The organism is Streptomyces sp. NBC_00887 (assembly GCF_045207585.1).
In genome coordinates, this window is sequence record NZ_CP108788.1 from 4,330,052 (window position 1) to 4,355,269 (window position 25,218).

Here is a 25,218-nt window from a genome sequence, read left to right on the forward strand (position 1 = left end):
GTGAGCCCGATGAGCCAGGCGGCGCAGAATCTGAACTGGTTGATCACCAACTTCGTGGACAACACCCCTGGGGTGTCGCACACGGTGGTGGTCTCCGCCGACGGACTCCTGCTGGCGATGTCCGAGGGTTTCCCGCGCGACCGCGCCGATCAGCTGGCGGCAGTCGCCTCCGGTCTGACGTCGCTGACCGCGGGTGCCTCCCGGATCTTCGAGGGCGGCGCCGTCAATCAGACCGTTGTGGAGATGGAGCGAGGATTCCTCTTCATCATGTCCATCTCTGACGGATCTTCACTCGCCGTCCTCGCCCACCCGGACGCCGATATCGGTCTGGTTGGGTACGAAATGGCACTTCTTGTAGACCGTGCAGGAAGTGTTCTCACCCCGGATCTTCGCGCCGAGCTCCAGGGAAGTCTTCTTAACTGACAAACAGACAGTGCGTTTCTCGTCACCGCGCCATAAGGTGCGGTGGCGCGGCACCACTGGGATGGCGACCGGCAGTCGGAGGAGGAAAACGTGGCAGCACCCACAGGCGGACACCCGTACGAGGGTGGTCGGCGGGTTCCGGGTGAGCAGGGTGACGACCGCTTCAACCACCCCTCCACGCCCGGCAGACAGGGTTCGCAAGAGCCTTACCAGCCTTACCAGCCCTACCAGCAGCCCCAGCAGTCGCCGCAGGGCGCGCAGGGGGGCGGCTGGCCGCAGCAACAGCCCCAGCAACCGGGATCCGGGTGGCCGCAGCAGCAGCCGCCGCAGCGCTACGACGCACCGCCGTCGCGCATCCAGCCGGTCCAGCGGCAGGCGCCCGAGCCGTCGAAGCCCGCGGCGCACAACCCGCTGGTCCGGCCGTACGCCATGACCGGTGGCCGGACCCGGCCGCGGTACCAGCTCGCCATCGAGGCGCTGGTCAGCACCACGGCCGATCCGTCGAGGCTCCAAGGGCAGCTGCCCGAGCACCAGCGGATCTGCCGGCTCTGCATCGAGATCAAGTCGGTCGCCGAGGTTTCGGCCCTTCTCTCGATCCCCCTCGGCGTTGCCCGGATCCTCGTCGCCGACCTGGCCGAGGCCGGACTCGTCGCTATCCATCAGCCCGGCGGCGACGAGGCCGCCGGCGGCCAACCAGCCGTGACACTGCTCGAAAGGGTGCTCAGTGGACTTCGCAAGCTCTAGCGGCGGAGCAGCCCGCTCCACCACCTCGGCGAAAATCGTGGTGGCAGGGGGCTTCGGCGTGGGTAAGACCACGTTTGTCGGTGCCGTTTCGGAGATCAACCCGCTGCGCACCGAAGCCGTGATGACGTCCGCCTCCGCGGGCATCGACGACCTGACCCACACCGGGGACAAGACCACCACCACGGTGGCCATGGACTTCGGCCGCATCACCCTGGACCAGGACCTGATCCTGTACCTGTTCGGCACCCCCGGACAGGACCGCTTCTGGTTCATGTGGGACGACCTGGTCCGCGGCGCCATCGGCGCCGTCGTCCTCGTCGACACCCGCCGTCTCGCCGACTGCTTCCCCGCAGTCGACTACTTCGAGAACAGCGGCCTCCCCTTCGTCATCGCCCTCAACGGCTTCGACGGACACCAGCCCTACACCCCGGACGAGGTGCGCGAGGCCCTGCAGATCGGGCCCGACACCCCGATCCTGACGACGGACGCCCGTCACCGCGGAGACGCCAAGAGCGCGCTCATCACGCTGGTCGAGCACGCGCTGATGGCCCGCCTGCGCTGAGGTCCGAACGCACGGAAAGGCCCCGCACTCCCGAGGGAGTGCGGGGCCTTTCCGTCGTTCCGGGACCGAGGGGTTCCGGAAGGGGCCTGCAGGGCCCTTCTCAGCCCTGCCAGCTGTGCGGAGCACGGAAACCGGGGGTGCGCTCCAGTCGGCGCCATCCGGCGTGGTTGCGGCCCCGGTGAGCGGGCGCGTCGGGCTGGGCGGCTGCGCGTGCGAGCAGGACCGCGGTGATGGCCGCGAGCTCCTCGGGGCCGGCCTGGCCCTTCTCGACGCGCAGCACGGACTCGGCGGGAGTGACGCTCATGGTGTCTCCGTCTTCTGGGCTTCTGGGCAGTTGGTCGTTCACGCATCCGGGGTTGCCGGGGCGGCTGCGACTACTGCGGGGGGTTGCCGTGCTTGCGGGACGGCAGGTCCGCGTGCTTGTTGCGGAGCATCGCGAGAGAGGCGATCAGGACCTCACGCGTCTCGGCGGGGTCGATGACGTCGTCGACCAGGCCGCGCTCCGCGGCGTAGTAGGGGTGCATCAGCTCGGCCTTGTACTCCTTGACCATGCGGGCCCGCATGGCTTCGGGGTGCTCGGCGTCCGCGATCTGACGGCGGAAGATGACGTTGGCGGCACCTTCGGCGCCCATCACCGCGATCTCGTTGGTGGGCCAGGCGTACGTGAGGTCGGCTCCGATGGACTGGCTGTCCATGACGATGTAGGCGCCTCCGTATGCCTTGCGCAGGATCAGCGAGATCCTCGGCACGGTGGCGTTGCAGTACGCGTACAGGAGCTTCGCGCCGTGCCGGATGATTCCACCGTGCTCCTGGTCGACGCCGGGCAGGAAGCCGGGTACGTCCAGCAGAGTGACGATGGGGATGTTGAAAGCGTCGCACATCTGGACGAATCGAGCGGCCTTCTCGGACGCCTCGATGTCCAGGACACCGGCCAGCGACTGCGGCTGGTTGGCCACGATGCCGACGACCTGGCCGTCGAGCCGGGCCAGGGCGCAGATGATGTTGCGGGCCCAGCGCTCGTGGATCTCCAGGAAGTCGCCGTCGTCGACGAGTTCCTCGATCACCTTGTGCATGTCGTACGGGCGGTTCCCGTCGGCCGGGACCAGGTCCAGCAGGACGTCGCCGCGGCGGTCGGCCGGGTCGTCGGTCGCCGCGACGGGCGGGTTCTCCCGGTTGTTCGACGGCAGCATCCCGATCAGGTAGCGGACCTCGGCGATGCAGGTCTCCTCGTCGTCGTACGCGAAGTGCGCGACGCCCGAGGTCTCGGCGTGCACATCCGCGCCGCCGAGCCCGTTCTGGGTGATCTCCTCGCCGGTGACGGCCTTGACGACGTCCGGTCCGGTGATGAACATCTGCGAGGTCTCACGGACCATGAACACGAAGTCGGTGAGGGCGGGGCTGTAGGCCGCGCCGCCCGCGCACGGGCCGAGCATCACACTGATCTGCGGGATGACACCGGAGGCGCGGGTGTTGCGCTGGAAGATCCCGCCGTACCCGGCGAGCGCACTCACGCCCTCCTGGATACGGGCGCCGGCGCCGTCGTTCAGCGAGACCAGCGGAGCACCGGCCGAGATGGCCATGTCCATGATCTTGTGGATCTTGGTGGCGTGGGCCTCGCCCAGTGCGCCGCCGAAGATCCGGAAGTCGTGCGCGTAGACGAAGACCGTGCGACCCTCGACCGTGCCCCAGCCGGTGATGACACCGTCGGTGTACGGCTTCTTGGCCTCCAGGCCGAATCCGGTCGCCCGGTGGCGGCGGAGCTGCTCGACCTCCTTGAACGTACCGGGGTCGAGCAGGAGCTCGATGCGCTCCCGGGCGGTCAGCTTGCCCTTGGCGTGCTGTGCCTCGGTCGCCCGGTCGCTCGGTCCGCGCCGTGCCTGCTCGCGCAGGTCCAGCAGTTCGGCCACCCGGCCACGCGTGTCACTCGGCTCGCCCGGGATTTCGTCCACAACGGTCATGTATAGACCCTACGAACCCGACCCAGGGAATCGTGCCGTCGAATCCGGACAGTCTCCTGCCCGGTTTCCTGGTGGCACCTGACAGAACTGGCGCACCATGCAGCCCATCTGCCAGTCCGTGAGGCTCTCCCGTTGTGGGTCTCCAACAAAGCGAGGGCAGCGGTCTGGGGCACATCGGTGGATGCGCGCCACGCCGCGGCTCCACCGGCCCGGCGGACCTCGTACCCAGAATGGCAGGGGGCGGAACCGGAACCGGAACCGGAACCGCCCCCTCGCGGGAAGCCCGGATTCAGCTCCCGCAGTGGAAGCGGGCACTCCCCCAGTCGGCGTGGTCGTTGCCGTTGTCGTCGCCGCCGTCCGCGACGGCCAGCTCGACGTACTTCGCGCCGGTGACGTCCGCCTCCAGCTGCCACGCGGTGTCCGCCGCCCTCAGCACGGGCGAGGCGGCCTTCTCGGTGCCGTCCGCCGTGACGGAGAAGAGCACACTCCCCCGCGAGGTCTGCGCATCGTCCACCCCGACCTCGGCGGTGAACGAGGTGCACTTCCCGCCCAGGTAGTAGCGGACCTTCGCCGGTGCGTGGGTGCCGAGGCCCTTCTCGTACACGGTGCCCCCGATCTTCAGGGGGGTGCCGTCACCGGCGCCCGTTCCTCCGTTGGAGAGGTCGCGCTCGACCGGACCCCAGCCGTTCTCCGAGCTCGTCCAGTCCAGGTCACTGGCCCAGCTGTCGGTGACGGGCGGCGGGGGCAGGGTCCTCACGGTGGTGTTCGTGCCCAGGGTGCGTGCGGTGCCGTCCACCGTGTACGAGGCGGCGGCGCCCAGGTCGTACGCCTTGTACGCGGCGTCCGCGGGCGGGGTGACCTGCCAGCTCGCCTCGGTCCTCGCGCCGGGTGCGACCCGGTCGAAGGTGACGGGGCCGGAGGGCCGTGCCGTCCAGCCCTCCGGGAGGGTGAGGCCGACCTCGACGCCGGTGGCCTCCGTCGCCTCGTGGTTGGTGAAGGCGGCCTTCACCGTGGTGGCCGCTCCGGGCTCCAGCGCCTGGATGCCGGCCGTGACGGCGAGCGTGGCGCAGGCGGCCTGCTCGCCCGCGGGGGCGGGTCCCAGGTCGGTCACCGTGAATCCGTCGAGCACGAAGTCGGCGCCCTCGGGAGCGTCGCCGCGCTTGCGCAGCCCGGTCCAGGTGTCTCCGCAGCCGGCGGTGACGGTCTCGGTGAAGTGACCGGTGGTGAGCTGCCGGCCGATCGGCGTGGCCCGGGTCTCGGTCGAGGCGGGGGCGCCGTCGGCGTCGATCCGGTCGTATCCGTCGACCCACTCGTAGGCACCGGCGTGGCTGGACTGGTAGTCGTACTCGACCTTGTAGCGGCGGCCGTCGGTCATCGGGACGGTCCACGGTGCGGTCCGGTAGACCAGGCCGGTGTTCTCCTCGTGGGCCTTGAGGGACTCCTTGCCGCCGAGCACGTCGTCGACGAGCTTCCCGTTCCAGCCGGCCTGGGTGTACGGGGCGTGCAGCTGGGAGATGCTGGTGCGGGGGTCGGTGGAGCCGCCCGCGTCGCCCTTGAGGAAGGGTCCCCAGCCCTGGTCGACGTCCTCGAAGTCCTCGTACGCGACCGTGCCCGGTTTCGTCGCCGGGGCGTTGGCGACGATGCGTACGTCGTCGGCCCGCACGGTCGCCGTGCTGCCGCCGGCCGCCTCGACGCGCAGGGTGGTGCGGCCGTCGGCGGGTGCGGTGAAGTTGACCTTGGCCCGCTGGAAGTACGTACCGTGCCGGTCGGACGCGGCGACCTGGTCCTCGGCGGTGGACCGGTCCACGGCGACGGACTTCCCGCCGGCCGAGAGGGTGGTGTGCCGGCTCCTGCCCGGCTCGACCTCGATGAACGCGGAGGCGGTGTAGCGCGTGCCGGGCTTCAGTCCGGTGACGCTCTGGGAGAGCGCGGCCGTACCGGAGCCGGAGAGCTCGGCGCTGTTGCGTCCCTGCTCGTCGGTGTCACGGGTGACCGTGCCGGTCCGCGTCCAGTCGTCGAGCCCGCTGTCGTTGAAGCCGGGGTCGTCGACCGGGGTGCCCTCGCCCCACTGCGGGTCGGCGGCCTGCGGCGCCCGGTCCGGGTAGAGGACGTAGGGCTGCCCGGCGGTGGCCTTCAGTGTGACCTTCCCGCCGACGGGCCGGACGGTGCCGGTCTTGACGCGGCCGTTGTCGGTGAGCTTGTAGACGGAGTACGCGCCCGCGCCGGGCACGTTCCAACTGCTGCTGCCACCAGCCTTGTTGTAGTGGTAGAGCTTCTTGCCGCCGTCCCAGGGCAGCAGGTAGCCGGTGCCGCTGAGGACCTTGCGGCCGTGGTCGTAGAAGGTTCGGCTGCCGTTCTCGACCATGCCGCGCACCCCGCCGGTGAGTGTGACGTCGTTGCCGTCCCAGCGGGTGATCCTCTGCTGCTGGAGGTACTTGGCGGGGAGGTTCCTCTCCCAGATGTTGGCGTAGAAGGCGTTCCAGTCGGTCTCGCCGGTCCAGCCCTCGAAGTCCTCCAGCGCGGTCTGGCCGAGGACCGGGTCGTTGTTCCAGATGTCCTTCTCGTCGTTGCGGATGAAGCGGATGATCTTCGAGTTGAGACCCTTGTTGGTGGCCCCGCCGTAGTCCAGGTCATTGGCCCAGTGGGACCAGAGCGAACCGCGTTCGAACTTGTCGGCCCATTCGGTGCCGACGTTCCAGCCCTGCTGCTGCACGGCCCGGAGGGCCTTGTCCGCGATCCAGCCGTGCGAGTAGTAGACGTCGACGTAGAGGAAGCCGAGGTTGTCGTCGGTCTCGTCGCGCAGCTGCTGGAAGCGCTTCGCGAGGTCTCCGCTGTTGATGTCGCGGCGCTGGTCGATGTAGTAGCTCTGGTTGAGCCAGTTCCAGCCGGGCTTCGTCTTGTCGACGAGCCTCTCGTCGAACGCGTTCGCCTCGGGGTAGGACTCGGTGGCGTTGACGTGGACGCCGAAGGTGGCGCCCCACTTCTTGCCGTCCTCGAGCAGTGCGTTGAGGTCCTTCAGGCCGCCGGCCCGCTTGTTGTAGTTGCCGCCGTAGTCGGGGTGCGCGGAGTCGTGGCCCTCGGAGCCGTAGCCCTTGAGCACCGCGAGCTGGCCGAGGCCGTCGGTGGCGAGCGAGACCCGCTTGACGTCGTCGAGGGTGCGCAGGAAGGGGTGGGTGGCCTGGCTGGCGAAGTTGAACGGGATGTGGGTGATGACCCGGTTCGCGGTGTCCTCGGAGCCCGGGGCCCTGATTCCGATGGACCGGAAGGCCACTGCGCCGTCCTGCCAGTTCACGGCCTTGTCACCGTTGGCGTCGGGCGTGACGACGACCTTCGCCCAGGGCAGGTCCGCCCCGCTCTCCGGCTTCGGCGCACCCTCGCCGCGGTAGGTCCACTGACCGGACCACACCCCGACCCGGACGCTGCCGTCGGCGGCCTTGCGGGCCTGGTGCCAGAAGCGGGCGTCGTCGCCGCCCGTGGCGCCCGAGGGCTTGTCGTACGTGGAGTTGGACTCGATGGCGGCGGCCAGGGTGCCTGTGCTGACGATGGCGTACGAGGCGCCGAGCGGCGCGCTGTCGGCGGCTGTCCCCTCGGTGACCTCCGCGAAGACGTCGGCGGTCTTCGTGGAGTCAGGGTCCAGCCGGGTGAATGCCGTGGCGGCACCTGTCTCGGCGGAGCCCACGGAGACCAGGTCGTGGCCGGGTATGTCGATGGTGCCGACGCGGAAGGCCTCGGTGTCACGCACGGCGGCCACCTTGAAGGTGGTGGCGCGTCCGGCCACGGAGAGCGTGGTGTCGATCTCCACGCCGGGCAGGTCCTCGAAGGTGAGGGTGTAGTGGGCCTCCGTCGCGGAGAACTGCGGCGCGCCCTTGAGTCGCACGGGGTGGGCGGCACCGTTGAGCGTGACGGCGGTGACCGGCTGTGTACTGCCGGCCAGTTGCGCCCCACTGGCCCGGTCGGTGTACGTCAGGACGCGTGGGAAGTCCTCGGCGACGGAGACGGAGAGCCGCTCCGAGGCGATGACGGCGCCGGCTGCGGCGGAGTCTGCTGCCGCGGCGGGCGGCGGGTCGGCGGCTGCGGCGGGGAGCGCGGTCCCCACGAGGGCCAGGACGGCGGCTGAGGCGGCGGCGACTGCGCCCGCCGATCGGAATCTTGGCGACATGAGGACTGAGTAATCCCACGGCCTCGACAGGGTCAACGTCATACCGCCCCGAGGGGCTTACCAGTCCAACAACCGCGGTCGGTCAGTCCAAGAGCGAGGGGACGGGGCAGGCCGGATCGCGCGTTCGGTTCCTGTTCACCGCGCGCACCCGATCACCGACCGAGGGTCGCGAAATGCCGCTCCGAGTCGTCGAGTTGTGAAGAATCTCGATTCTTGAGAGCGCTCTCAGTCGTACGTCTTGACGCTCGCGGCACCCGTGGTGAGAGTGGTTCGCACCGCAGGCGGCCCCCACCGCACCGCCTCCCCGCTCGACCACCCATGACTCCGTCTGCGGCCCCCCACACCTCGGGAGTTCTTCATGATTTCGCGCAGAATGTTCCTGACGGGCGCAGCCGCCTCCGCGACCGCGCTCACCTACCCTCTCTGGGGCACCGCCCTGAGCCCGCGCACGTCGGCCGCACCGGCGACGTGCGAACTCGCCCTGGAGAACCGGTCGTTGCCGGGCACCGTCCACGCGTACGTCACCGGCCACGAACAGGGCACCGACCGCTGGGTGCTGCTGCGGGCCGACGGCAGCGTCTACCACCCGGATTCCCCGGGTGCCCCGCAGACCCCGCTCCCGGTGGACTGCGCCATCCCGCTGAAGGCCGCGGGCGCCGGGCCGGTCGTGCTGACGCTGCCTCAGATGTACGGGGCGCGGGTCTACTTCGTACGCGACGACAAGCTGGACTTCTACCTCAACCCGGGCCCCTCGCTGGTCGAGCCGGCCTTCGCGACGCCGACCGACCCGAACTACGGGCGGACCTGGTCGTTCTGCGAGTTCACGTTCAACCCGCAGCAGATCTACGCGAACATCAGCTACGTCGACCTGGTGACCGCGCTGCCGATCGGCCTGACCTTGGAGGGCGACACCACGCACACCGTGGCGCCGCTCCCGGACGGCGCTGTGCAGCGCATCGCCGACGACCTGACGGCCCAGGCCGCCGCTGACGGGCAGCCCTGGGACAAGCTGGTGACGCGCGGTTCGGACGGGAAGGTCCTGCGGGTCGTCTCGCCGCAGAACCTGATGGCGCCGTTCTTCGACCGGCCGAACGAGATGCCCTTCCGGGATCTGTTCACGGCGCAGATCGACGAGGTCTGGGAGAAGTACCGCTCCACGGACCTGCGGATCGACCTCCAGGGCGGCCGGGGCACGCTCGCGGGCCGGGTCAGCGGCGACACCCTGACGTTCGAGGGCGGTCACACCTTCGTCAAGCCGACGTCGAAGGACGTCTTCACGTGCAACCACGGGCCCTTCACGAACAACCCGGGTGACTCCGACGACAAGAAGGCACTGCTGGCGAGGATCGCTGCGGGCTTCAACCGTTCGATCATGCTGAGCCACCCCCAGCAGCCCAACGGCACCACGGTGGCGGACTACTACAAGGGCGCGGTGACCAACCACTGGTCGCGCGTCGTTCACGCGAACTCCCCGATCGGGTACGCGTTCCCGTACGACGACGTACGCCCGGACGGCCAGCCGGACGTCTCCGGGGCGGCCCACGACGGCAACCCGCGGCGCTTCACGGTGAGCGTCGGCTCCTGACCGGAAGCCGGCGTCCGGAACCGGGCCGCCCGCCGTCCCCCACACGGCGGGCGGCCCTGCTGCGTCCGCATCGGCCGGGCGGTCCCGGCACCCGGCTGCGCGTCGCGTTCCGGCGAGGGGCAGGATCCTGTCCGGGGGCCCGTACCCGTGCGCCGCCTCCCCAGCTGGTCCGCAGCGATGTTCCAGGAGAACGTATGCCCTTCGACGTCCACGCAGTCCGCGCGCAGATTCCGGCCCTGAAGTCCGGGTCGGCCCGCTTCGACGCGCCCGGCGGCACCCAGACACCCCAGCCGGTCATCGACGCGATCACCGAAGCGCTGGCGAACCCGCTCGCCGTCCGGGGCACGCAGAACGAGGGCGAGCGCAACGCGGAAGCCATCGTGGCCGGGGCCCGGTCCGCGCTGGCCGACCTCCTGGGGGCCGAGCCGCGCGGCATCGTGTTCGGCCGCAGTTCGACGCAGCTCACCTACGACCTCGCACGGACCCTGACCAAGGACTGGGGTCCCGGCGACGAGGTGGTGGTCAGCCGTCTCGACCACGACGCCAACATCCGCCCCTGGATCCAGGCCGCCGAGGCGGTGGGCGCGACGGTCCGCTGGGCCGAGTTCGACCCCGCGACCGCGGAGCTGACGCCCGGCCACGTCGCCGCCGTACTCGGCGAGCGGACCCGGCTGGTCGCCGTCACCGGCGCGTCCAACCTCGTCGGCACCCGCCCCGACCTGCCCGCCATCGCCGGACTCGTCCACCGCGCCGGCGCCCTGCTGCACGTCGACGCCGTGCACTACACGGCTCACGCGGCCGTCGACCTGGCCGCCGTCGGCGCGGACTTCCTGGTCTGCTCGCCGTACAAGTTCCTCGGTCCGCACATGGGCGTGCTGGCGAGCCGGCCCGAACTGCTGGAGACCCTGCGGCCCGACAAGCTCCTGCCGTCCAGCGACGCGATCCCGGAGCGCCTGGAGCTGGGCACCCTCCCGTACGAACTGCTGGCCGCCGCCCGCGCCGCCGTGGACTTCATCGCCTCGCTGGCTCCCGGCACGGAGGGCACCCGGCGGGAGCGGCTCCTCGCCGCCTTCGAGGAGATCGAGGCGCATGAGGACGCCCTGCGGGCCCGCATCGAGACCGGGCTGGCCGCCCTCGACGGGATCACCGTGCACTCGCGGGCCGCCCTGCGCACACCGACGCTGCTGCTGACGTTCCCGGGCCGCTCCGCCGCGCTCGCCTCGCGGTATCTGGCCGAGCACGGGGTCGACGCTCCGGCCGGCTCCTTCTACGCCCTGGAGGCCTCCCGTCATCTGGGTCTGGGTGACGGGGGCGGGCTGCGGATCGGCCTCGCGCCGTACAGCAGCGCCGAGGACGCCGACCGGCTGCTGGACGCCCTGGCCGCGTTCCTCACGGCCCACCCCGCCGACGCCTGAGCGTCCCCGGACCCACGGTGCCCCCGTCCCGCCGGACGGGGGCACCTGTGCGTACGGGGTCAGCAGCCGCCGCAGTTGTAGTACGTCACGTCCCAGTGGTTGCCCTCGTCCGCGTAGACGTTGCCGGATCCGGAGCGGTACTGGGGCGCTCCGTCGCCGCGCACACCGATGTAGGTGAACGCGCTCTTCACGTAGTTCGTCAGGCAGGTGGTCTTGCTGAAGTCGAGCTTGTAGCCGTTCCAGTGCGAGTACGTGCCACTGGCGTGCCCGGTCTCGGTGCCGCCGGTGATGTTGAGCCCGCATCCCGTGGCGCTCTTGAGCGTCTGGGCGCCCTGGGCGCTGGTGAGGTTGAGCTGGTCGAAGGACGTACAGGTGGAGACGTTCCGGTTGGAGCAGCCGCCGGACGACGACCAGGTGATCCCGGAGGAGCTGAAGCGGGAGGTGGCCTGGGAGTGGGTCAGCTTGGTCACGGCGTTGGCCTCGGTCGCGCCGCTGATCACGCCGACGCCGGGTGCGAAGAGCACACCGAGAACGAGGGCGAGGGCGGTCAGGGCCGAGCGGAGTACAGGACGGGTCAGCATGGGAGAATTCCTCCTGCTCATGACAAAACGGGGGATGAGCGAGCTGTCGTGCGGGGCCGAGCAGGGAGATCCTGCCCGGTTCTACGCGCGTCCGCCAGAGGTATCGCGTGATCGAACGGTGTACGGAGCGGCTTTCGGAAGGGCCTGGACCCTTGTTGTTGAATTTCGAACCATATTGGTCTACAGTCAATCTCGTTGAAGGTTAAACAAGAACTTCGACAGCCACTCGTCTGAACACGTCCCCGAGGAGGAGCCATGGCTCTGTTCAACCGCAGGAACAACGACGCCCCGTCCACCACCGCCACCCTCGCGGTGGACCCGGCACTGGCCGCCCTGACCGGCACCTACGCGATCGACCCGGCGCACAGCAGCATCGGTTTCACCGTGCGCCACGCCATGGTCACCAACGTGCGCGGCTCCTTCGGTGAGCACGAGGGCACCCTGCAGCTGGACGGCACCGACCCGGCGAACTCGTCCGCCTCCATCGACGTCAAGATCGCCAGTGTCGACACCGGCATCGCCGACCGTGACGGCCACCTGGTCAGCGGCGACTTCTTCGAGGCCGAGAAGTTCCCCCTCATGACTTTCCGGTCCACCACGGCCGAGCAGCTCGGGGGCGACAGGTACCGCGTCACCGGCGACCTCACCATCAAGGACGTGACACGCCCGCTCGCCATCGACCTGGAGTTCAACGGCTCCGCCACGGACGTCTACGGCAACGAGCGCGTGGGCTTCGAGGGCAGCACCGACATCCTGCGCTCCGACTGGGGCCTGACCTGGAACGCGGCGCTGGAGACCGGCGGCGTGATGGTCAGCGACAAGGTCAAGCTGAACTTCGACATCTCCGCGATCAAGGCCGCCCCGCAGGCCTGAACCGTACGGAGCTCCTGAACCGGGCGCGCCCGCCTCCGCTCCCCCACCGGGGAGGAAGGCGGGCGCTCGGCGTCCGGGGCCTCGGTCACACGGTGCGGCGCACCTTCAGAGCGTTGTCCGTGCGGGTGGTGGGGTTCCCGTCCGGGTCGTTCTGGATCCGCTCGTGCTCCGCGCTGAGCAGCACCTCCCACTCCTCGTCCGGGAGTTCGAGCGAGGCGAGCACCTCGTCCGTGGTCGGCAGCTCCACATCCGGGTGGTCGTGCTCCCAGGAGGGGAAGCCCGCGTGTCCGACGATGAGGAGCACGCCGCCGGGCGCGACCACCGAGGCCGCCTGCCGCAGGATCTGCTCGCGCGGCAGGTCACCCATGGAGTGCAGGAACTGGGCGGAGACCAGGTCGAACTCCCCTTCCGGGAACGAGGCGCCCAGGTCGTGCCACTGCCAGTCGATCCGGTCCGCCACGCCCGCGTCGGCCGCGTGCCCGGCCGCCCGCTCCAGGGCCACCCGCGAGATGTCGGTGGCGGTGACCTTCCAGCCCCACCTGGCGAGCCAGACCGCGTCGGCCCCCTCGCCGCAGCCGAGGTCGAGGGCGCGCCCCGGCTTCAGGCCCTCCACTTCACGGACGAGTGCGGCGTTGGGGTTCCCGCTCCAGATCCGGTCCCTCTCCCGGTACCGGTCGTCCCAGAGTTCGGCGTCGGTCCGGGTGGTGTCGTCGGTCATCGGGTCTCCTGCAGTCCGTGACGGCGGTTTCCGAGCACGCGCTCGGTGACATGTCGCTCGGCCTCGGCCGAGAAGGGCTCCTGCCGGGCGGCGACCGCGCGGCGGGTGTCCTCGGTGACGAGGTCCGCGTTCATGGCCGCCCCCGCCTTCAGCCCCGCGTTGGCGGCGCCGATGACCTGCTCCATGAGGTTGGCGACGTTACCGGCCACCCATACCCCGGGCACCGCGGTCGCACCGGTCGGATCGGCCTCGAAGTACGTGCCGGCGAGGTGGTCGCCCATCTCCATCGCCGTGGGCACCAGGCCGAGGCTCTCCAGGACCCCGGAACGCGCGGTGAAGCGCGGCTGGACCACGAGTACCTCACGCGGGATCACCGTGCCGCCGGCCACCCGCACCCCGGCGAGCCGGTCGTCCTCGACGACGGGTCCGAGGACCTCGCCGTCCACCACGGCGATGCCCCGAGCGGCCAGCTGTTCGTACTCCTCGTCGGTGAAGTCGGACCGGAGGTGCCGGAACAGCACCACGTCATCGCTCCACTGCCGCCAGAGCAGCGCATGGTGCACAGCCATGGGGCTCACGGCCAGGATGCCGATCGCCCGGTCCCGCACCTCCCAGCCGTGGCAGTACGGGCAGTGCAGCAGGTCGTGACCCCAGCGCTCGGCCAGGCCTTCCACCTGCGGCAGTTCGTCGACCAGCCCGGTGGTCACCAGCAGCCGGCGCGCCTCGACGGCGCTCCCGTCCTCCCGTACGACCCGGAATCCGCCGTCGGGGAGCTTCTCGGCCGCCACGACCTCGCCCTCGACGATCTCGGCCCCGTACCCGGAGGCCTCCGCCCGGCCGATGGCCAGCAGCTCCGAGGGCGGGGTGCCCTCGCGGCCCAGGTAGTTGTGCACGTGGGACGCGGGTGCGTTGCGCGGGCTGCCCGCGTCGATCACGAGCACGGAACGCCTGGCCCTGGCCAGGGCCAGGGCCCCGCTCAGCCCGGCGGCCCCGCCGCCCACCACGACCACGTCGTAGCGCTGATTCTTGTCACTCATGCGAAACACCTCCATCTACGGCAGATGGTGCGCGCACTGCCCCGTTTCGACAAGCTTGCTTGCCGAAGCGGCAAACTCGCACCAGACGGCCTTGCCCGGACTCCGCTCCCTCACCCCCCACGAGTCGGCGAGCGCCCCGACGAGCACCAGACCGCGCCCGTACTCCTGGTACGGGGCGGGGTCGGACCCTTCCTGGACCTCGCCGCCCCCGCTGTCGTGGATCTCGACCCTGAGCACCCGCTCCCAGGAGAGGCGTACGCGGAATCCGCGGCCGGGCGGGACACCGTGGACCAGCGCGTTGGTGGCGAGCTCGCTCACGCAGAGCAGCACGTCGTCGACGGGCACCCCGCACGCCCAGTCGAGCAGCGTCGCACGCACGAACTGCCGCACGAGGGGGATCGACCTGCGCTCGCGGCGGTAGAACGCCTCGCGGAGGCGGAGGAGTTGAGTTGATTCATTCACGGGACGACTGTCACAGAAAGTCACTAGGGTTGATCAGCGCGTCAGGTCGTACATCGCGTTTGTACGGGTGCTGACGGGTCCGGCGGGGTCGCGTACGGGGAGAGGCGCAGCATGCACTCGGCGAAGAGGAACAAGCGGGTCACGTCCTGGCACGTGATCGGTGCGCAGCTGGCGACGTTCCGCAAGGCGGCCCGGCTGACGCAGGCGTCGCTGGCCGACCGCTTCTGCGTGGGCGAGGACACGATCGCCTCGATCGAACAGGGCCGCCGGCCGCTCCAGGCGGACTTCGCGGCACAGCTGGACGAACTGCTGGACACCAAGGGGGTGTTGCAGGTCGCGGTGGCGAAGGTGCCGCAGAGGGAGCGGTTCCCGGCGTTCGCGCAGGATTTTGTGGAGTACGAGCAGGAGGCGGTGACGCTGCTGTCGTACCAGAACCAGGTGGTACCCGGGCTGCTTCAGACGGAGGAGTACGCACGGTTCCTCTTCTCCTGCCTCTACCCGCCGCTCGAAGAGGACCAGCGGGAGGAATGGGTCACCGCCCGCCTCGACCGACAGCGACTCCTCGCACGCAGGCCGCGCCCGATGCTGCACTTCGTGCTGGAGGAGAGCATCCTGCGCGGCGTGATCGGGGATCCTCATGTACGATGGGGGCAGATCCACCACCTTCGACAGTGCATGGAACTCCCTTTTCTGGGACTCCAGGTCATGCCCATGAAGTTGCCCAAACACGCCGGCCTCGCGGGCCCCATGGTCTTGCTCGAGACCCCTGATCATGACCATCTCGCCTACGTCGAGGCCCAGTTGGCCAGTGTGCTTCACGACGACCCGGACGACGTCAGTGTGCTCCAGCAGAAATATGGGATGCTGCGTTCGCAGGCGCTTTCCGTCGAAAACAGCGCGCGCCTACTGGACGACCTGCTTGGAGAGTCATGAATCGCGCAGCACGCGGCACAGCCCTCATGTGGTTCAAGTCCAGTCACAGCAGCGACCAAGGCGGCGACTGCCTCGAAGTCGCCTACGACTGGCACAAGTCCAGCTACAGCGCCAGCGAGGGCGGCGCTTGCGTCGAGGTCTCCGCCCACCCCGCCGCCGTACACATCCGGGACTCCAAGGTCACCGAAGGCCCGGTCCTCACCGTGCGCCCGGCCGCCTGGGCCGCGTTCGTCAGCTCCGCGGCCTAGCACCTCAGCGCAGATCGAACGTGCCGCCCAACCTGGCGGTGGCGGCGCCGGACGGCACCGAGGGCCCTTCCGGACCAAGGACATCGGGCGCGTCCACCGGCAGTGACGGCATCGTCGTGGGCGTGGCCACCGGCGGCACTACCGGCACCGGCGCGCCGGATTCGATCGATACCTCCACGGTCACCGTGTCCGGCAGTTCGTGGGTCCTCGGCGGCCCCGGAACGGACCACGAGGCGCCCTGGGGCGCCCGGTCCATGCGATGCGGATCCGAGGAGGGCGACGCCCCGTGAGGACGTGACCGGACACGGGGAGCGGGGAGCTCCGCGGCCGGCGCCACCACCGTTTCGGGCCCGCTCCCGGAAGGGGGCCGGCTGTCCGGCCGGTCGAGGGGCCCGGCCGGCAGAACCGCATCCGCCACGGCCAGCGTCACCGCCGCCGATGTCGCCCCTGCGGACTGGGCGATGCCCGTACGGGGAAACCTGCGTGCGCACATCCACAGAGCCGTGGCCAGTGCGATGCAACCGGCCAAGGCGTTGCGCAACGAGCGCCTGGCTCTGGCGAGCAGTGACTCGGTGGCGTGGTAGCTCAGCCCCATGGTCCGGGCCACCTGTCCGACGTCGAGATCCTGCGCCCGGAGCCGCAGCGCCTGTACCTGGCGGGCGGGCAGCAGCTCCGCGCTGCGGTCGGCCAGCCATCTGGCCTCCGCCCGGTCGCAGGCCGCGTCCTCGACCAGGAAGGGCTCGACCGGAGCGGCAGCGTAAGGGCTCTTGCTCAACTCCCGGTCGCGGGCGACCTGGCGGTGCCGGTCGGCGCATGCGCGCAGGGTCGCGAGCCTGAGCCACGGGCGCACCCGGCCGTACGGGACGTCAGGGTCCTCCACCGCGCGGATCATCGCTTCCTGAACGGCGTCCTCGGCTTCTTCGGCTCCGACGAGTGACTGCGCGCGATCTCCAGCAGTTCGTCCCGGTGACTCCAGATGAGCTCCCACCGGTTGCCCGGGCCGCCTGGACGACCGGCGGTACGCGGGACGCTCACGGTCGCAGCCTCTGGTCCATGGTCTCCGGTCCGGTGTGCGTCGGTCATAGGGCCCCACGGCCCCTATGCCACGCGACCCGGCAGGTCTCGGGGCATACGGGCTCGGCGCCGGATCAGACCGAGAGCGTGGCGGCGGAGCCGAGCCCGGCGACGCCGAGCAGGCTGCCGCCGACGGAACCCGAGAGGCTGCCGGAGAGCGGCAGCGCGCCCAGCAGGTCGGCGTCGACCGCACCCGCGATGCCACCGACGAGCGGCGCCTCGATCGCAGCCGCGCCGGCGATGCCGCCGGACACGCCGTCCAGGTCCACGTCGGAGATTTCCTGGGTCTGCATCTGGGGGGCGGAGCTCATGATGTGAATTCCCTTCGCATTAATTCCGAATGGCCGGAGCCGACTCCGCAGAAGCGAAAGGCCCTTGCCGCTGTCACGGATACCGAAGTCCTCACCGCCCGAAGGCGGCGAATTTCCCTACGGCTTCCGCGATGTGAGGGATGTAAGCACGTGAGGGCGTTGCGGGGCCAGCCATCAGCAGTCCCGTGAATAGCCACTCCGGCACCGAAGAACCGGCACGGTCACATTGCTCGATGGACCGGTACAGATTCTTCACCCGACCGACCGACGGACTTTCTGCCGGCCCCCTAAGCGATCCGCCACGAAGGGGACATTGTCGGCCGCCGATGCGCGGGATCAGGTCCGCACGCGAAGCGCCGCAGGTCGCGCCTCGCCACCTGCGGACACGGTGTGCAGATCCGCCGCAGACGACCCGGACCCGACTGCCGGAAGCTGAGCCGGGCCGCGTTCCCGCACCCCTCTTTACCGAAACTCGTCGAATGTCTGTACGCGCATCGGCACGCGGTGTACGTTCTCGGGCCGATGGGTGATGGGAGCGCTCCCATCACGCTCTTCCCGCTCCGCACGAGGAGGAACGCTATGAAACGCCTGCTCGCCTTACTGGCGACCTGCGCGACCGTCCTGGGCCTTACGGCGGCAATCGGCCCCCAGGCGGCGGCCGCAGCCGGCTGCAAGGTCGACTACACCGTCGCCAGCCAGTGGACGGGCGGCTTCCAGGCCGCGGTGAAGATCACCAACCTGGGCGCCCCCGTCACGGGATGGACACTCGGGTTCGCCATGCCGGACGCGGGACAGAAGATCGCCCAGGGCTGGAACGCCACCTGGTCGCAGTCCGGCTCCACGGTCACCGCCGTCGGCGTCGACTGGAACCGCACTCTGGCCACCGGCGCGGCGGCCGACGTGGGGTTCACGGGCTCCTTCACGGGCGCCAACCCGAAACCCACGGCGTTCACGCTCAACGGCGTCGCCTGTACGGGTGCCACCGAGGAGCCACCGCCCGTCCCGGCCGACGGCACCCCCGTGGACATCAACGGCCCGCTCCACGTCTGCGGCGTGAACCTGTGCAACCAGTACAACCGCCCCGTACAGCTGCGGGGCATGAGCACGCACGGCATCCAGTGGTTCAGCGAGTGCTACAACGCCGCGTCCCTGGAGGCGTTGGCGAAGGACTGGAAGTCGGACCTGCTGCGCATCGCCATGTACGTGCAGGAGGACGGCTACGAGACCGATCCGGCGGGCTTCACGAGCCGCGTGAACGGCCTCGTCGACATGGCCGAGGCCCGTGGCATGTACGCCTTGATCGATTTCCACACCCTGACGCCCGGCGACCCGAACTTCAACCTCGCACGCGCGAAGACGTTCTTCGCCTCCGTCGCGGCCCGGAACGCCGACAAGAAGAACGTGATCTACGAGATCGCCAATGAGCCCAACGGCGTGAGCTGGTCGGCGATCAAGAACTACGCCGAGCAGGTCATCCCGGTGATCCGGGCAGCCGACCCGGACGCCGTCGTCATCGTCGGCACCCGCGGCTGGTCCTCGCTGGGCGTCTCGGACGGCTCCAACGAGAGCGAGGTCGTCAACAATCCCGTCCATGCCACCAACATCATGTACGCGTTCCACTTCTACGCCGCGAGCCACAAGGACAACTACCGCACCACGGTGAGCCGAGCGGCTTCACAACTGCCGCTCTTCGTCACCGAGTTCGGCACGGTCAGCGCCACCGGCGGTGGAGCGATGGACGCGGCGAGCACCACGGCCTGGCTGAACCTGCTCGATCAGCTGAAGATCAGCTACGCGAACTGGACCTATTCCGACGCCCCCGAGAGCAGCGCGGCGCTGCGGCCAGGCACCTGCGCCGGCAGCGACTACAGCAGCAGCGGTGTGCTGACCGAGTCCGGAGCGCTGCTCAAGAACCGGATCAGCACTCCCGACAGCTTCCCCACCAGCTGATGTCCGACGGGGCTCCGGCGGTCCGGAGCCCCGTCCCGATGACGGGCACCGCTCCCGTCACCCTTCCGCACTCCCTCACCCCCTGCCTCGGAGGCACACGTGCGCGTCCTTCTCCCTCGATTACTGCCCAGGCGGTGGACGGCGGTCCTCACGGCCGTCGTGCTGCTGGCGTCCGGCTTCACCGCGGTGTCCGCGAGCGGCGCGGAGTCCGGCTGCCGGGTCGACTACACCGTGAACAAGTGGACGGGCGGCTACACCGCCCAGATCAAGGTCACCAATCTCGGCCCGGCGCTCAACGGCTGGCGTCTGAACTGGACCTACACCGGCGACCAGCAGGTGACCTCGGCGTGGAACGCGAGCGTCACCCAGACCGGCAGCTCCGTCGTCGCCGTGGGTGCCGGCTGGAACGGCACGCTGGCCACGGGTGGCACGGCCGACTTCGGCCTGCAGGGGACCTGGCGGTCGTCCGACCCCGCACCGGGCGACTTCAGCCTCAACGGCACGCCCTGCGGCGGTGACGGCACCCCGCCGCCGACCACTCCCCCGACCACTCCCCCCACCACCCCGCCGCCCACGACCCCGCCCGGCGAGGACTGCGGCAGCGCGGTGATCTGTTCCGACTTCGAGGACCAGACCGGCCCCGCCCCGTCCGGCGCCTGGCAGTTCACCGCACCCGACTGCCAGGGCACCGGCACGGCGGCCGTCGACACCGCGGTCGCGCACAGCGGCAGCAGATCCCTGCGGGTCGACGGCGGGACCGGGTACTGCAACCACGCCTTCGTCGCCTCCACCACGGACCTGTCCTCGGTGGGTCCGGTGATGCACGTACGCATGTGGGTGAGGCACACCACCGCGCTCCCCGCCGCCCACGTCACGTTCGTCTCCCTGCCCGACAGCTCCCAGGCCGGGCGGAGCCTGCGCGTCGGGGGCCAGAACGGTGCCCTGCAGTGGAACCGGGAGAGCGACGACGCCACCCTGCCGGCTCAGAGCCCGGTCGGCGTGGCGCTGAGCAGGCCGCTGCCGACGGGAACGTGGCAGTGCCTGCGGTTCGCGATCGACACGACGGCCCCGGGCCTCGACACCTGGCTCGGCGACGAGCAGATTCCGGGCCTGCACGCCGACGGTGTCCCCACACAGGACATCGACCAGCAATGGCTCGCCCGCACGACACCGCCCCGGCCCACGGCCCTGCGACTGGGGTGGGAGAGCTACGGGACGGGCGACGACACCCTGTGGTTCGACGATGTGACCGTCGGCTCCGCTCCCATCGGCTGCTGACAGCGCGGAGACAGACTCTGACCACCCACCGGGCGGGCAGCCCCGCGATGCGGACGAGGTCGTAGAGTCGCAAGGGCGGCCGAAGCCAGTTGCGTTGGCTTCGGCCGCTTCGGCGTTTCCCACCCCTCAGCAGTCCGGCCAGGGCGACGAAGACCGCAGCCTCAACCCACCTGAACAGTTTGAACGCGTTCAGGATAAGGTCCGGGAGGGACGGTGCGGCGCGGTCCCGAGGGCCGCCGAGGCGCGCAGGGGGAGTCATGCACGTGGGTCGACAGGCATGGAGAGCGGCTGCTCTCACCGCGGCAGCGACGGCTCTGACGGTCTCCTGCGGCTGGGCTGCGGCGCTCTATGGCTCAGAGGTCTCGGCGGATCAGCTCGAGGGGCGATGGACCGACGGGTCAGGCACATCCCTGACCTTCAACTCGGACCGCACCTTCACCAGCGAGCACTTCGACCGGTTGCCCGTCGTAGCCGACGCGGGCTGCAGCGACCCTTCGGTCCTGTCATCCGGCCGTTGGGCGTTCTACGCCTCCTCCACCACTCAAGCCGACGAGACCGCGACACGCGGCAGCATCCTGTCACTGGACTCCTCCGACGACAGCTGCTCCGTGAGCGCCTTCTTCTTCGGCGACGACGACCCTGCGATGTGCCCGACCGACGATCCGGACGCAAACTGCCCCACGGGCTATTTCCACCGGACCGGCCACGGCACGTAGTACGGCGGCCGAAGCCAGTTGCGTCGGCTTCGGCCGCCTCGGCGGTTTCCCCGTCAGTTCAGACGGCGGCGCAGCCACCAGGCGCAGAAGCCTGACAGCAGTCCGGCCAGGGCGAGGAAGATCGCCGTCTCGATCCACTGGAACGGCCAGTAGCGGTCGGCCGGATGGTAGGACACCTCGACGTGGAGGTCGGACTCGGCGAAGCACTTGATGGCGTCCGTGTCACGGCTCGCGCAGCCCTCGGCCCCCCGGACCTCCCGGCCCGTCGCATCGAGCACCGGCCCGGTACCGGACACCACCCAGGCGCCCGGCTTGGACACGCCGACGTCCAGGCTCGCGTTGTCCTCGTCGCCGGACAGGAGGATGTTCGTCGCGGTCCACTCCGGCGGCGTGGCGGACGCTTCGGCGCCGCCCTCGTCTCCGGGCATGGTGATCGCCTTGAGGGACACGACGGCATGTTCCGGCGCGATGAGGTGCGGGCGGACGGCGAAGGGCATGAGGACCTGGACCGCGACGAACAGGGCGAGTGTGGCCGCCATCGCGGGGACCGTTCTGCGGATCAGCAGTCCGGCGCAGGCGCCGGCGGTGAAGGCGAAGGCCGCGTAGGCGAGCGGGACGATGCCCCGCCCGTCGAAGAGGACGGGCGTGAAGCGTTCGCTGTGGATCTCGTCGAGCGGAGACGCCCACCAGGTCACCATGAGGCTGAGCAGTCCCGAGACCGCAACGGCGCTCAGGCCGACCGCCGAGAGTTTGACCGCGAGCCAGTGGGTGCGGCTGATGCTCTGGTTCCAGACCAGCCGGTGGGTGCCGGTCTCCAGCTCCCGGGCGATCAGCGGCGCGCCCCAGAAGATCCCGAAGACGCCGGGGACGGCGATGACGAGACCGGTGGCGAGGAAGTACAGGGACTCGTATTCGGTGATGAACGCGTTCTTGGCCGATCCGCAGTCCGCCCCGCAGCCGAGGATGTTGCTGTCGTACGTGTCCCGGATCTGGATCCCGGTGACCAGGAGGGCCGCCGCGATCACGACGAGGGCCACGAGGGCCACCAGGGTCTGGACACGGTACTGGCGCCAGGTGAGCCAGATCATCGCTGTGCCTCCAGTGCGGAACGGCCGGCCGGGCGGACCCTGCCGTCGGCCATGTAGGTGAGGACCAGGTCCTCCAGGTCGAGGGGTTCCAGGACCCAGGCGGGGTCGCGGACCGGGGCGGCGGCCCGGACGATGAAGGTGCTCTGCCGTTCGGTGTGCGTGGCCGTCAGGACCCGCATCCCCTCCGGCAGCTCCTCCGCGTCGCGGCGAGCCGTCGTGAGCCGGAAGTGCGTGCCCAGGAGGTCGTCGACGTCGCCGGCGATCTGCACGCGGGAGGCGACCAGCGAGATCAGGTGGTCGCAGACCCGCTCCAGGTCGGAGACCAGGTGCGAGGAGAGGATGACGGTGGTGCCGTGCTCGGCGACGTACTCCATGAGTCCCTGCAGGAACTCGCGCCGGGCCAGCGGGTCCAGGGCGGCGACCGGCTCGTCCAGGATGAGCAGTTCGGGCCGCTTGGCCACGGCGAGGGTGAGGGCGACCTGGGCGCGCTGGCCCCCGGAGAGCTTGCCGACCCGCTGGGCGGGGTCAAGGCCGAGGTCCTGGATCCGGGTCCGGGCCAGCTTCTCGTCCCAGGCGGGGTTGAGCCGTGCGCCGAGGCGCAGGTGATCGGCGATGGACAGCCCGGTGTAAGTCGGGGTGTCCTGGGCGACGAAGCCGACCTTGGCCAGTTGTCCCGGCCCGGATGCGGGGCGCCCGCCAAGGACGTCGATGGTGCCCGAGGTCGGGGTGATCAGCCCGCAGGCCAGTTGCAACAGGGTTGATTTTCCGGCCCCGTTGGGGCCTACCAGGCCGACGACCCGGCCGGCGGGCACGCTCAGGGTGCAGTCGTCCAGCGCCTGGCGGCGGCCGTACCGCTTGCCCAGGCCTCTCGCTTCCAGAATTGCGGTCATTTCTCCTCTTCGGTGGAGGTGCGAAAGGTGCTCAGGAACAGGGCCTCGATGCTCTCCTCGTTCAGCCCCGCCGCTCGCGCCCGCTCCAGCCAGCCGCGCAACTCCTGGCGCAGCGGCTCGTGTTCGGACAGCGAGGCGTCGCTGAGGGTGCTGGACACGAACGTGCCGACGCCGGGCTTCTTGGCGACCAGGCCCTCGTACTCGAGCTCCCGGTACGCCTTGAGCACGGTGTTGGGGTTGATCGCGACCTTGGCGGCGACGTCCTTGACCGTGGGCAGCCTGTCGCCCTCGAACAGCAGGCCCAGCCGCATGGCCTGACGCACCTGGTGGACGAGCTGCAGGTACGGCGCGACGCCGGACCGGGAGTCGAGGTGAAACTCGATCACCGTCTCCTCTATTCATCTAGGTTCCTAGCACTATAGGACTCTAGCGACCCCTGATCTGTCAACGGAACCGTCCGGGCACGGCAAGAGGGCGGCACACATGCGTGTGCCGCCCTCGGGTTCCCTGCGCCCTACGGGTGCGCGCCCGGACCTTCCGCGTTCGGAGCGAAACGGGTGGGTGAGAGGGCGGTGTCCTCCTCGCCCGGTTCCAGCAGGGTGGCGGCGGCGCCCACGATGAGCGGGTCCGGCCTGCCGACGGCCTCGACGTCCTTCGCCGCGTAGTCGATGCGGGCCAGGAGGCTGCGCATGGCCTCGATGCGGGCGCGGCGCTTGTCGTTGCTCTTCACGACGGTCCACGGCGCGTTCACGGTGTCGGTGACGCGGAACATCTCGACCTTCGCCGTGGTGTAGTCGTCCCAGCGGTCGAGGGAGTCGATGTCCGTCGGCGACAGCTTCCACTGGCGCACCGGGTCGACCTGCCGGATGGCGAAGCGGGTGCGCTGCTCGGCGCGGGAGACGGAGAACCAGAACTTCACGACGACGATGCCGTCGGCGACGAGCATGTCCTCGAAGGCAGGGCACTGCTCGAGGAACAGCTCGTACTCCGGCTCGGAGCAGAAGCCCATGACCCGCTCGACACCCGCCCGGTTGTACCAGGAGCGGTCGAAGAAGACGAGCTCGCCCGGCGCGGGCAGGTGGGCCACGTAGCGCTGGAAGTACCACTGGCCCCGCTCACGCTCCGTGGGCTTGTCCAGGGCGACGATGCGGGCGCCACGGGGGTTGAGGCGTTCGGTGAAGCGCTGGATGGTGCCGCCCTTGCCGGCCGCGTCCCGCCCCTCGCACACCACGACGACGCGCGCACCGGTGTCCTTCGTCCACCGCTGGAGCTTGAGCAGCTCGATCTGCAGGATGCGCTTGGCCCGGTCGTACTCCTTGCGGCGGATCTTGCGCTCGTACGGGTAGTTCTGCCGCCAGGTCCTGATCGGCTCGCCGGCCTCGTCGAGCAGGACAGGCTGCTCCGGCCTGCTGGTGTCGACGGTCAGCCCGTCCAGCAGCTGCTTGCCCACCTCATCGCGGTCCACCCTGCCCAGCCTGGCACCCGTTCGCGCCCGGTGCCACCGGATGGCGGAACGAATGCGCACGCGTCTCCCCGGCTCGGGGCACCCGTGGAGCAGTAAGTAAGGTAAGCCTAATAACAGCAGGTCGGCGATGAGCCGGCATTCCACGAGGTACGGAGAAACCCTTGTCGAACGCCGCGCCCGCCGCGCCCTCCCGTACAGGGGACCCGCTGGCCGGAGCCGTGCCCCTGCGGTCTGCGGAGCAGCTGCGGGAGATCCTCGGCGTTCCATGGCCCCTCGTCATCGACAAGGTCCACGACACGCTCACCGACGACGACCTCGGCCTGCTGGCCCGTGCGCCGTTCTGCGCCATGTCCACCTCCGACGCGGACGGCAACTGCGACACCTCCCCGCGCGGCGGCGAGCCGGGCTTCACCCGGGTCCTGGACGCCCGCACCATCGCGCTGCCCGACCTTCCCGGCAACCGGCGCGGCGACAGCTTCCACAACGTCCTGTCCAACCCGCACGTCGGCCTGCTGTACCTCATACCCGGGTCGATGACCGTGCTACGGATCAACGGCCGCGCCCGGATCCTCACGGACGCGCCGTTCTTCGACGACATGACGGTCAAGGGCAAGCGTCCGGATCTCGCCCTGGTCGTCGACATCGACGAGATCTACCTGCACTGCCCGGCTTCCCTGCGCCGCTCCGGAGTCTGGGCACCGGACACGTGGGAGGGAGCGGTCCAGGCTTCCGGGTCCTGACGGCTTCC

25 protein-coding genes are annotated in these 25,218 nt (G+C 70.0%); 12 read left to right on the forward strand and 13 right to left on the reverse strand.

From position 1 onward, the window contains the following. The first annotated feature begins 9 nt into the window (after nt 1-9). The 3 genes from OG844_RS19615 to OG844_RS19625 all read left to right on the forward strand — a co-directional run bounded on the left by OG844_RS19615 (nt 10) and on the right by OG844_RS19625 (nt 1,729). Complete coding sequence (locus OG844_RS19615; protein ID WP_006127847.1) at nt 10-423, forward strand: roadblock/LC7 domain-containing protein; 414 nt, start codon at nt 10-12, stop codon at nt 421-423. Nucleotides 424-513: 90 nt separating this feature from the next. Next, nucleotides 514-1,167, forward strand: a complete 654-nt coding sequence (locus OG844_RS19620) for a DUF742 domain-containing protein (protein ID WP_406391891.1) — start codon at nt 514-516, stop codon at nt 1,165-1,167. After that, nucleotides 1,148-1,729 (forward strand): ATP/GTP-binding protein, encoded by a 582-nt coding sequence (locus OG844_RS19625; protein ID WP_205022613.1) that lies wholly within the window; start codon nt 1,148-1,150, stop codon nt 1,727-1,729. The genes OG844_RS19620 and OG844_RS19625 overlap by 20 nt, the downstream gene beginning before the upstream one ends. A gap of 100 nt (nt 1,730-1,829) precedes the next feature. Here the strand turns inward: OG844_RS19625 and OG844_RS19630 are convergent, their stop codons facing one another. The 3 genes from OG844_RS19630 to OG844_RS19640 form a co-directional block, all read right to left on the reverse strand. Then, nucleotides 1,830-2,033: an acyl-CoA carboxylase subunit epsilon gene (locus tag OG844_RS19630; protein ID WP_329207026.1), complete on the reverse strand. Its 204-nt coding sequence runs from the start codon at nt 2,031-2,033 to the stop codon at nt 1,830-1,832. A gap of 70 nt (nt 2,034-2,103) precedes the next feature. Further along, the gene (locus OG844_RS19635) at nt 2,104-3,687 is read right to left on the reverse strand and encodes an acyl-CoA carboxylase subunit beta (RefSeq protein ID WP_406391892.1); all 1,584 of its coding nucleotides are present in this window, start codon (nt 3,685-3,687) and stop codon (nt 2,104-2,106) included. 289 nt (nt 3,688-3,976) lie between these two features. Further along, nucleotides 3,977-7,846, reverse strand: a complete 3,870-nt coding sequence (locus tag OG844_RS19640; protein WP_406391894.1) for an endo-alpha-N-acetylgalactosaminidase family protein — start codon at nt 7,844-7,846, stop codon at nt 3,977-3,979. Between the two features lie 358 nt (nt 7,847-8,204). Here OG844_RS19640 and OG844_RS19645 point away from each other — a divergent pair, with 358 nt between their 5' ends. Further along, nucleotides 8,205-9,431, forward strand: coding sequence for a glycoside hydrolase family 64 protein (locus OG844_RS19645; RefSeq protein WP_406391895.1), 1,227 nt, complete (start codon nt 8,205-8,207; stop codon nt 9,429-9,431). A 194-nt stretch (nt 9,432-9,625) separates the two neighbouring features. Continuing rightward, nucleotides 9,626-10,846, forward strand: coding sequence for a cysteine desulfurase-like protein (locus OG844_RS19650; RefSeq protein ID WP_406391897.1), 1,221 nt, complete (start codon nt 9,626-9,628; stop codon nt 10,844-10,846). A 59-nt stretch (nt 10,847-10,905) separates the two neighbouring features. Here OG844_RS19650 and OG844_RS19655 read toward each other — a convergent pair whose 3' ends face one another. Beyond that, nucleotides 10,906-11,427 carry a hypothetical protein gene (locus tag OG844_RS19655; RefSeq protein ID WP_406391898.1) on the reverse strand — a complete coding sequence of 174 codons (522 nt, stop codon included), beginning with the start codon at nt 11,425-11,427 and terminating at the stop codon, nt 10,906-10,908. A gap of 255 nt (nt 11,428-11,682) precedes the next feature. Between OG844_RS19655 and OG844_RS19660 the strand changes: the two genes are divergently transcribed. Next, nucleotides 11,683-12,300: a YceI family protein gene (locus OG844_RS19660; RefSeq protein ID WP_406391900.1), complete on the forward strand. Its 618-nt coding sequence runs from the start codon at nt 11,683-11,685 to the stop codon at nt 12,298-12,300. A gap of 85 nt (nt 12,301-12,385) precedes the next feature. On the opposite strand, the gene OG844_RS19665 is transcribed toward OG844_RS19660, so the two are convergent. The 3 genes from OG844_RS19665 to OG844_RS19675 are packed head-to-tail and all read right to left on the reverse strand — an operon-like array spanning nt 12,386 to nt 14,517. Beyond that, nucleotides 12,386-13,018 (reverse strand): SAM-dependent methyltransferase, encoded by a 633-nt coding sequence (locus OG844_RS19665; RefSeq protein ID WP_406391902.1) that lies wholly within the window; start codon nt 13,016-13,018, stop codon nt 12,386-12,388. Further along, the gene (locus OG844_RS19670; RefSeq protein ID WP_406391904.1) at nt 13,015-14,055 is read right to left on the reverse strand and encodes an NAD(P)/FAD-dependent oxidoreductase; all 1,041 of its coding nucleotides are present in this window, start codon (nt 14,053-14,055) and stop codon (nt 13,015-13,017) included. Before OG844_RS19670 ends, OG844_RS19665 begins: the two co-directional genes overlap by 4 nt. Nucleotides 14,056-14,070: 15 nt before the next feature. Further along, a complete protein-coding gene (locus OG844_RS19675) occupies nt 14,071-14,517 on the reverse strand; it encodes an ATP-binding protein (RefSeq protein WP_406391906.1) in 447 nt (148 codons plus the stop codon). 111 nt (nt 14,518-14,628) lie between these two features. On the opposite strand from OG844_RS19675, the gene OG844_RS19680 reads away from it, so the two are divergent. Further along, nucleotides 14,629-15,450, forward strand: coding sequence for a Scr1 family TA system antitoxin-like transcriptional regulator (locus OG844_RS19680; protein ID WP_406391907.1), 822 nt, complete (start codon nt 14,629-14,631; stop codon nt 15,448-15,450). Next, nucleotides 15,447-15,698 carry a DUF397 domain-containing protein gene (locus tag OG844_RS19685; protein ID WP_406391908.1) on the forward strand — a complete coding sequence of 84 codons (252 nt, stop codon included), beginning with the start codon at nt 15,447-15,449 and terminating at the stop codon, nt 15,696-15,698. The genes OG844_RS19680 and OG844_RS19685 overlap by 4 nt, the downstream gene beginning before the upstream one ends. A 4-nt stretch (nt 15,699-15,702) precedes the next feature. On the opposite strand, the gene OG844_RS19690 is transcribed toward OG844_RS19685, so the two are convergent. Continuing rightward, nucleotides 15,703-16,590 (reverse strand): RNA polymerase sigma factor, encoded by an 888-nt coding sequence (locus tag OG844_RS19690; protein WP_406391909.1) that lies wholly within the window; start codon nt 16,588-16,590, stop codon nt 15,703-15,705. Nucleotides 16,591-16,846: 256 nt separating this feature from the next. After that, on the reverse strand, nt 16,847-17,083 hold the full coding sequence (locus OG844_RS19695; RefSeq protein WP_406391911.1) for a hypothetical protein: 237 nt from the start codon (nt 17,081-17,083) through the stop codon (nt 16,847-16,849). 579 nt (nt 17,084-17,662) lie between these two features. Here OG844_RS19695 and OG844_RS19700 point away from each other — a divergent pair. From OG844_RS19700 to OG844_RS19710, 3 genes are all read left to right on the forward strand, one after another. Then, nucleotides 17,663-19,033 carry a cellulase family glycosylhydrolase gene (locus tag OG844_RS19700; protein ID WP_406391912.1) on the forward strand — a complete coding sequence of 457 codons (1,371 nt, stop codon included), beginning with the start codon at nt 17,663-17,665 and terminating at the stop codon, nt 19,031-19,033. Between the two features lie 99 nt (nt 19,034-19,132). Then, nucleotides 19,133-20,311, forward strand: coding sequence for a cellulose-binding domain-containing protein (locus tag OG844_RS19705; protein WP_406391915.1), 1,179 nt, complete (start codon nt 19,133-19,135; stop codon nt 20,309-20,311). Nucleotides 20,312-20,568: 257 nt separating this feature from the next. Next, nucleotides 20,569-21,027 carry a hypothetical protein gene (locus tag OG844_RS19710; protein ID WP_406391917.1) on the forward strand — a complete coding sequence of 153 codons (459 nt, stop codon included), beginning with the start codon at nt 20,569-20,571 and terminating at the stop codon, nt 21,025-21,027. Nucleotides 21,028-21,080: 53 nt separating this feature from the next. On the opposite strand, the gene OG844_RS19715 is transcribed toward OG844_RS19710, so the two are convergent. The 4 genes from OG844_RS19715 to ppk2 all read right to left on the reverse strand — a co-directional run bounded on the left by OG844_RS19715 (nt 21,081) and on the right by ppk2 (nt 24,470). Continuing rightward, complete coding sequence (locus OG844_RS19715; protein WP_406391919.1) at nt 21,081-22,115, reverse strand: ABC transporter permease subunit; 1,035 nt, start codon at nt 22,113-22,115, stop codon at nt 21,081-21,083. Continuing rightward, a complete protein-coding gene (locus tag OG844_RS19720; RefSeq protein WP_406391921.1) occupies nt 22,112-23,005 on the reverse strand; it encodes an ABC transporter ATP-binding protein in 894 nt (297 codons plus the stop codon). The genes OG844_RS19715 and OG844_RS19720 overlap by 4 nt, the downstream gene beginning before the upstream one ends. Next, nucleotides 23,002-23,391: a GntR family transcriptional regulator gene (locus OG844_RS19725; protein ID WP_329207062.1), complete on the reverse strand. Its 390-nt coding sequence runs from the start codon at nt 23,389-23,391 to the stop codon at nt 23,002-23,004. Before OG844_RS19725 ends, OG844_RS19720 begins: the two co-directional genes overlap by 4 nt. A 128-nt stretch (nt 23,392-23,519) precedes the next feature. Then, the gene (gene ppk2 / locus OG844_RS19730; RefSeq protein WP_406391923.1) at nt 23,520-24,470 is read right to left on the reverse strand and encodes a polyphosphate kinase 2; all 951 of its coding nucleotides are present in this window, start codon (nt 24,468-24,470) and stop codon (nt 23,520-23,522) included. A 161-nt stretch (nt 24,471-24,631) separates the two neighbouring features. Here ppk2 and OG844_RS19735 point away from each other — a divergent pair, with 161 nt between their 5' ends. Continuing rightward, the gene (locus OG844_RS19735; protein WP_406391924.1) at nt 24,632-25,210 is read left to right on the forward strand and encodes an MSMEG_1061 family FMN-dependent PPOX-type flavoprotein; all 579 of its coding nucleotides are present in this window, start codon (nt 24,632-24,634) and stop codon (nt 25,208-25,210) included. Nucleotides 25,211-25,218: the final 8 nt, after the last annotated feature.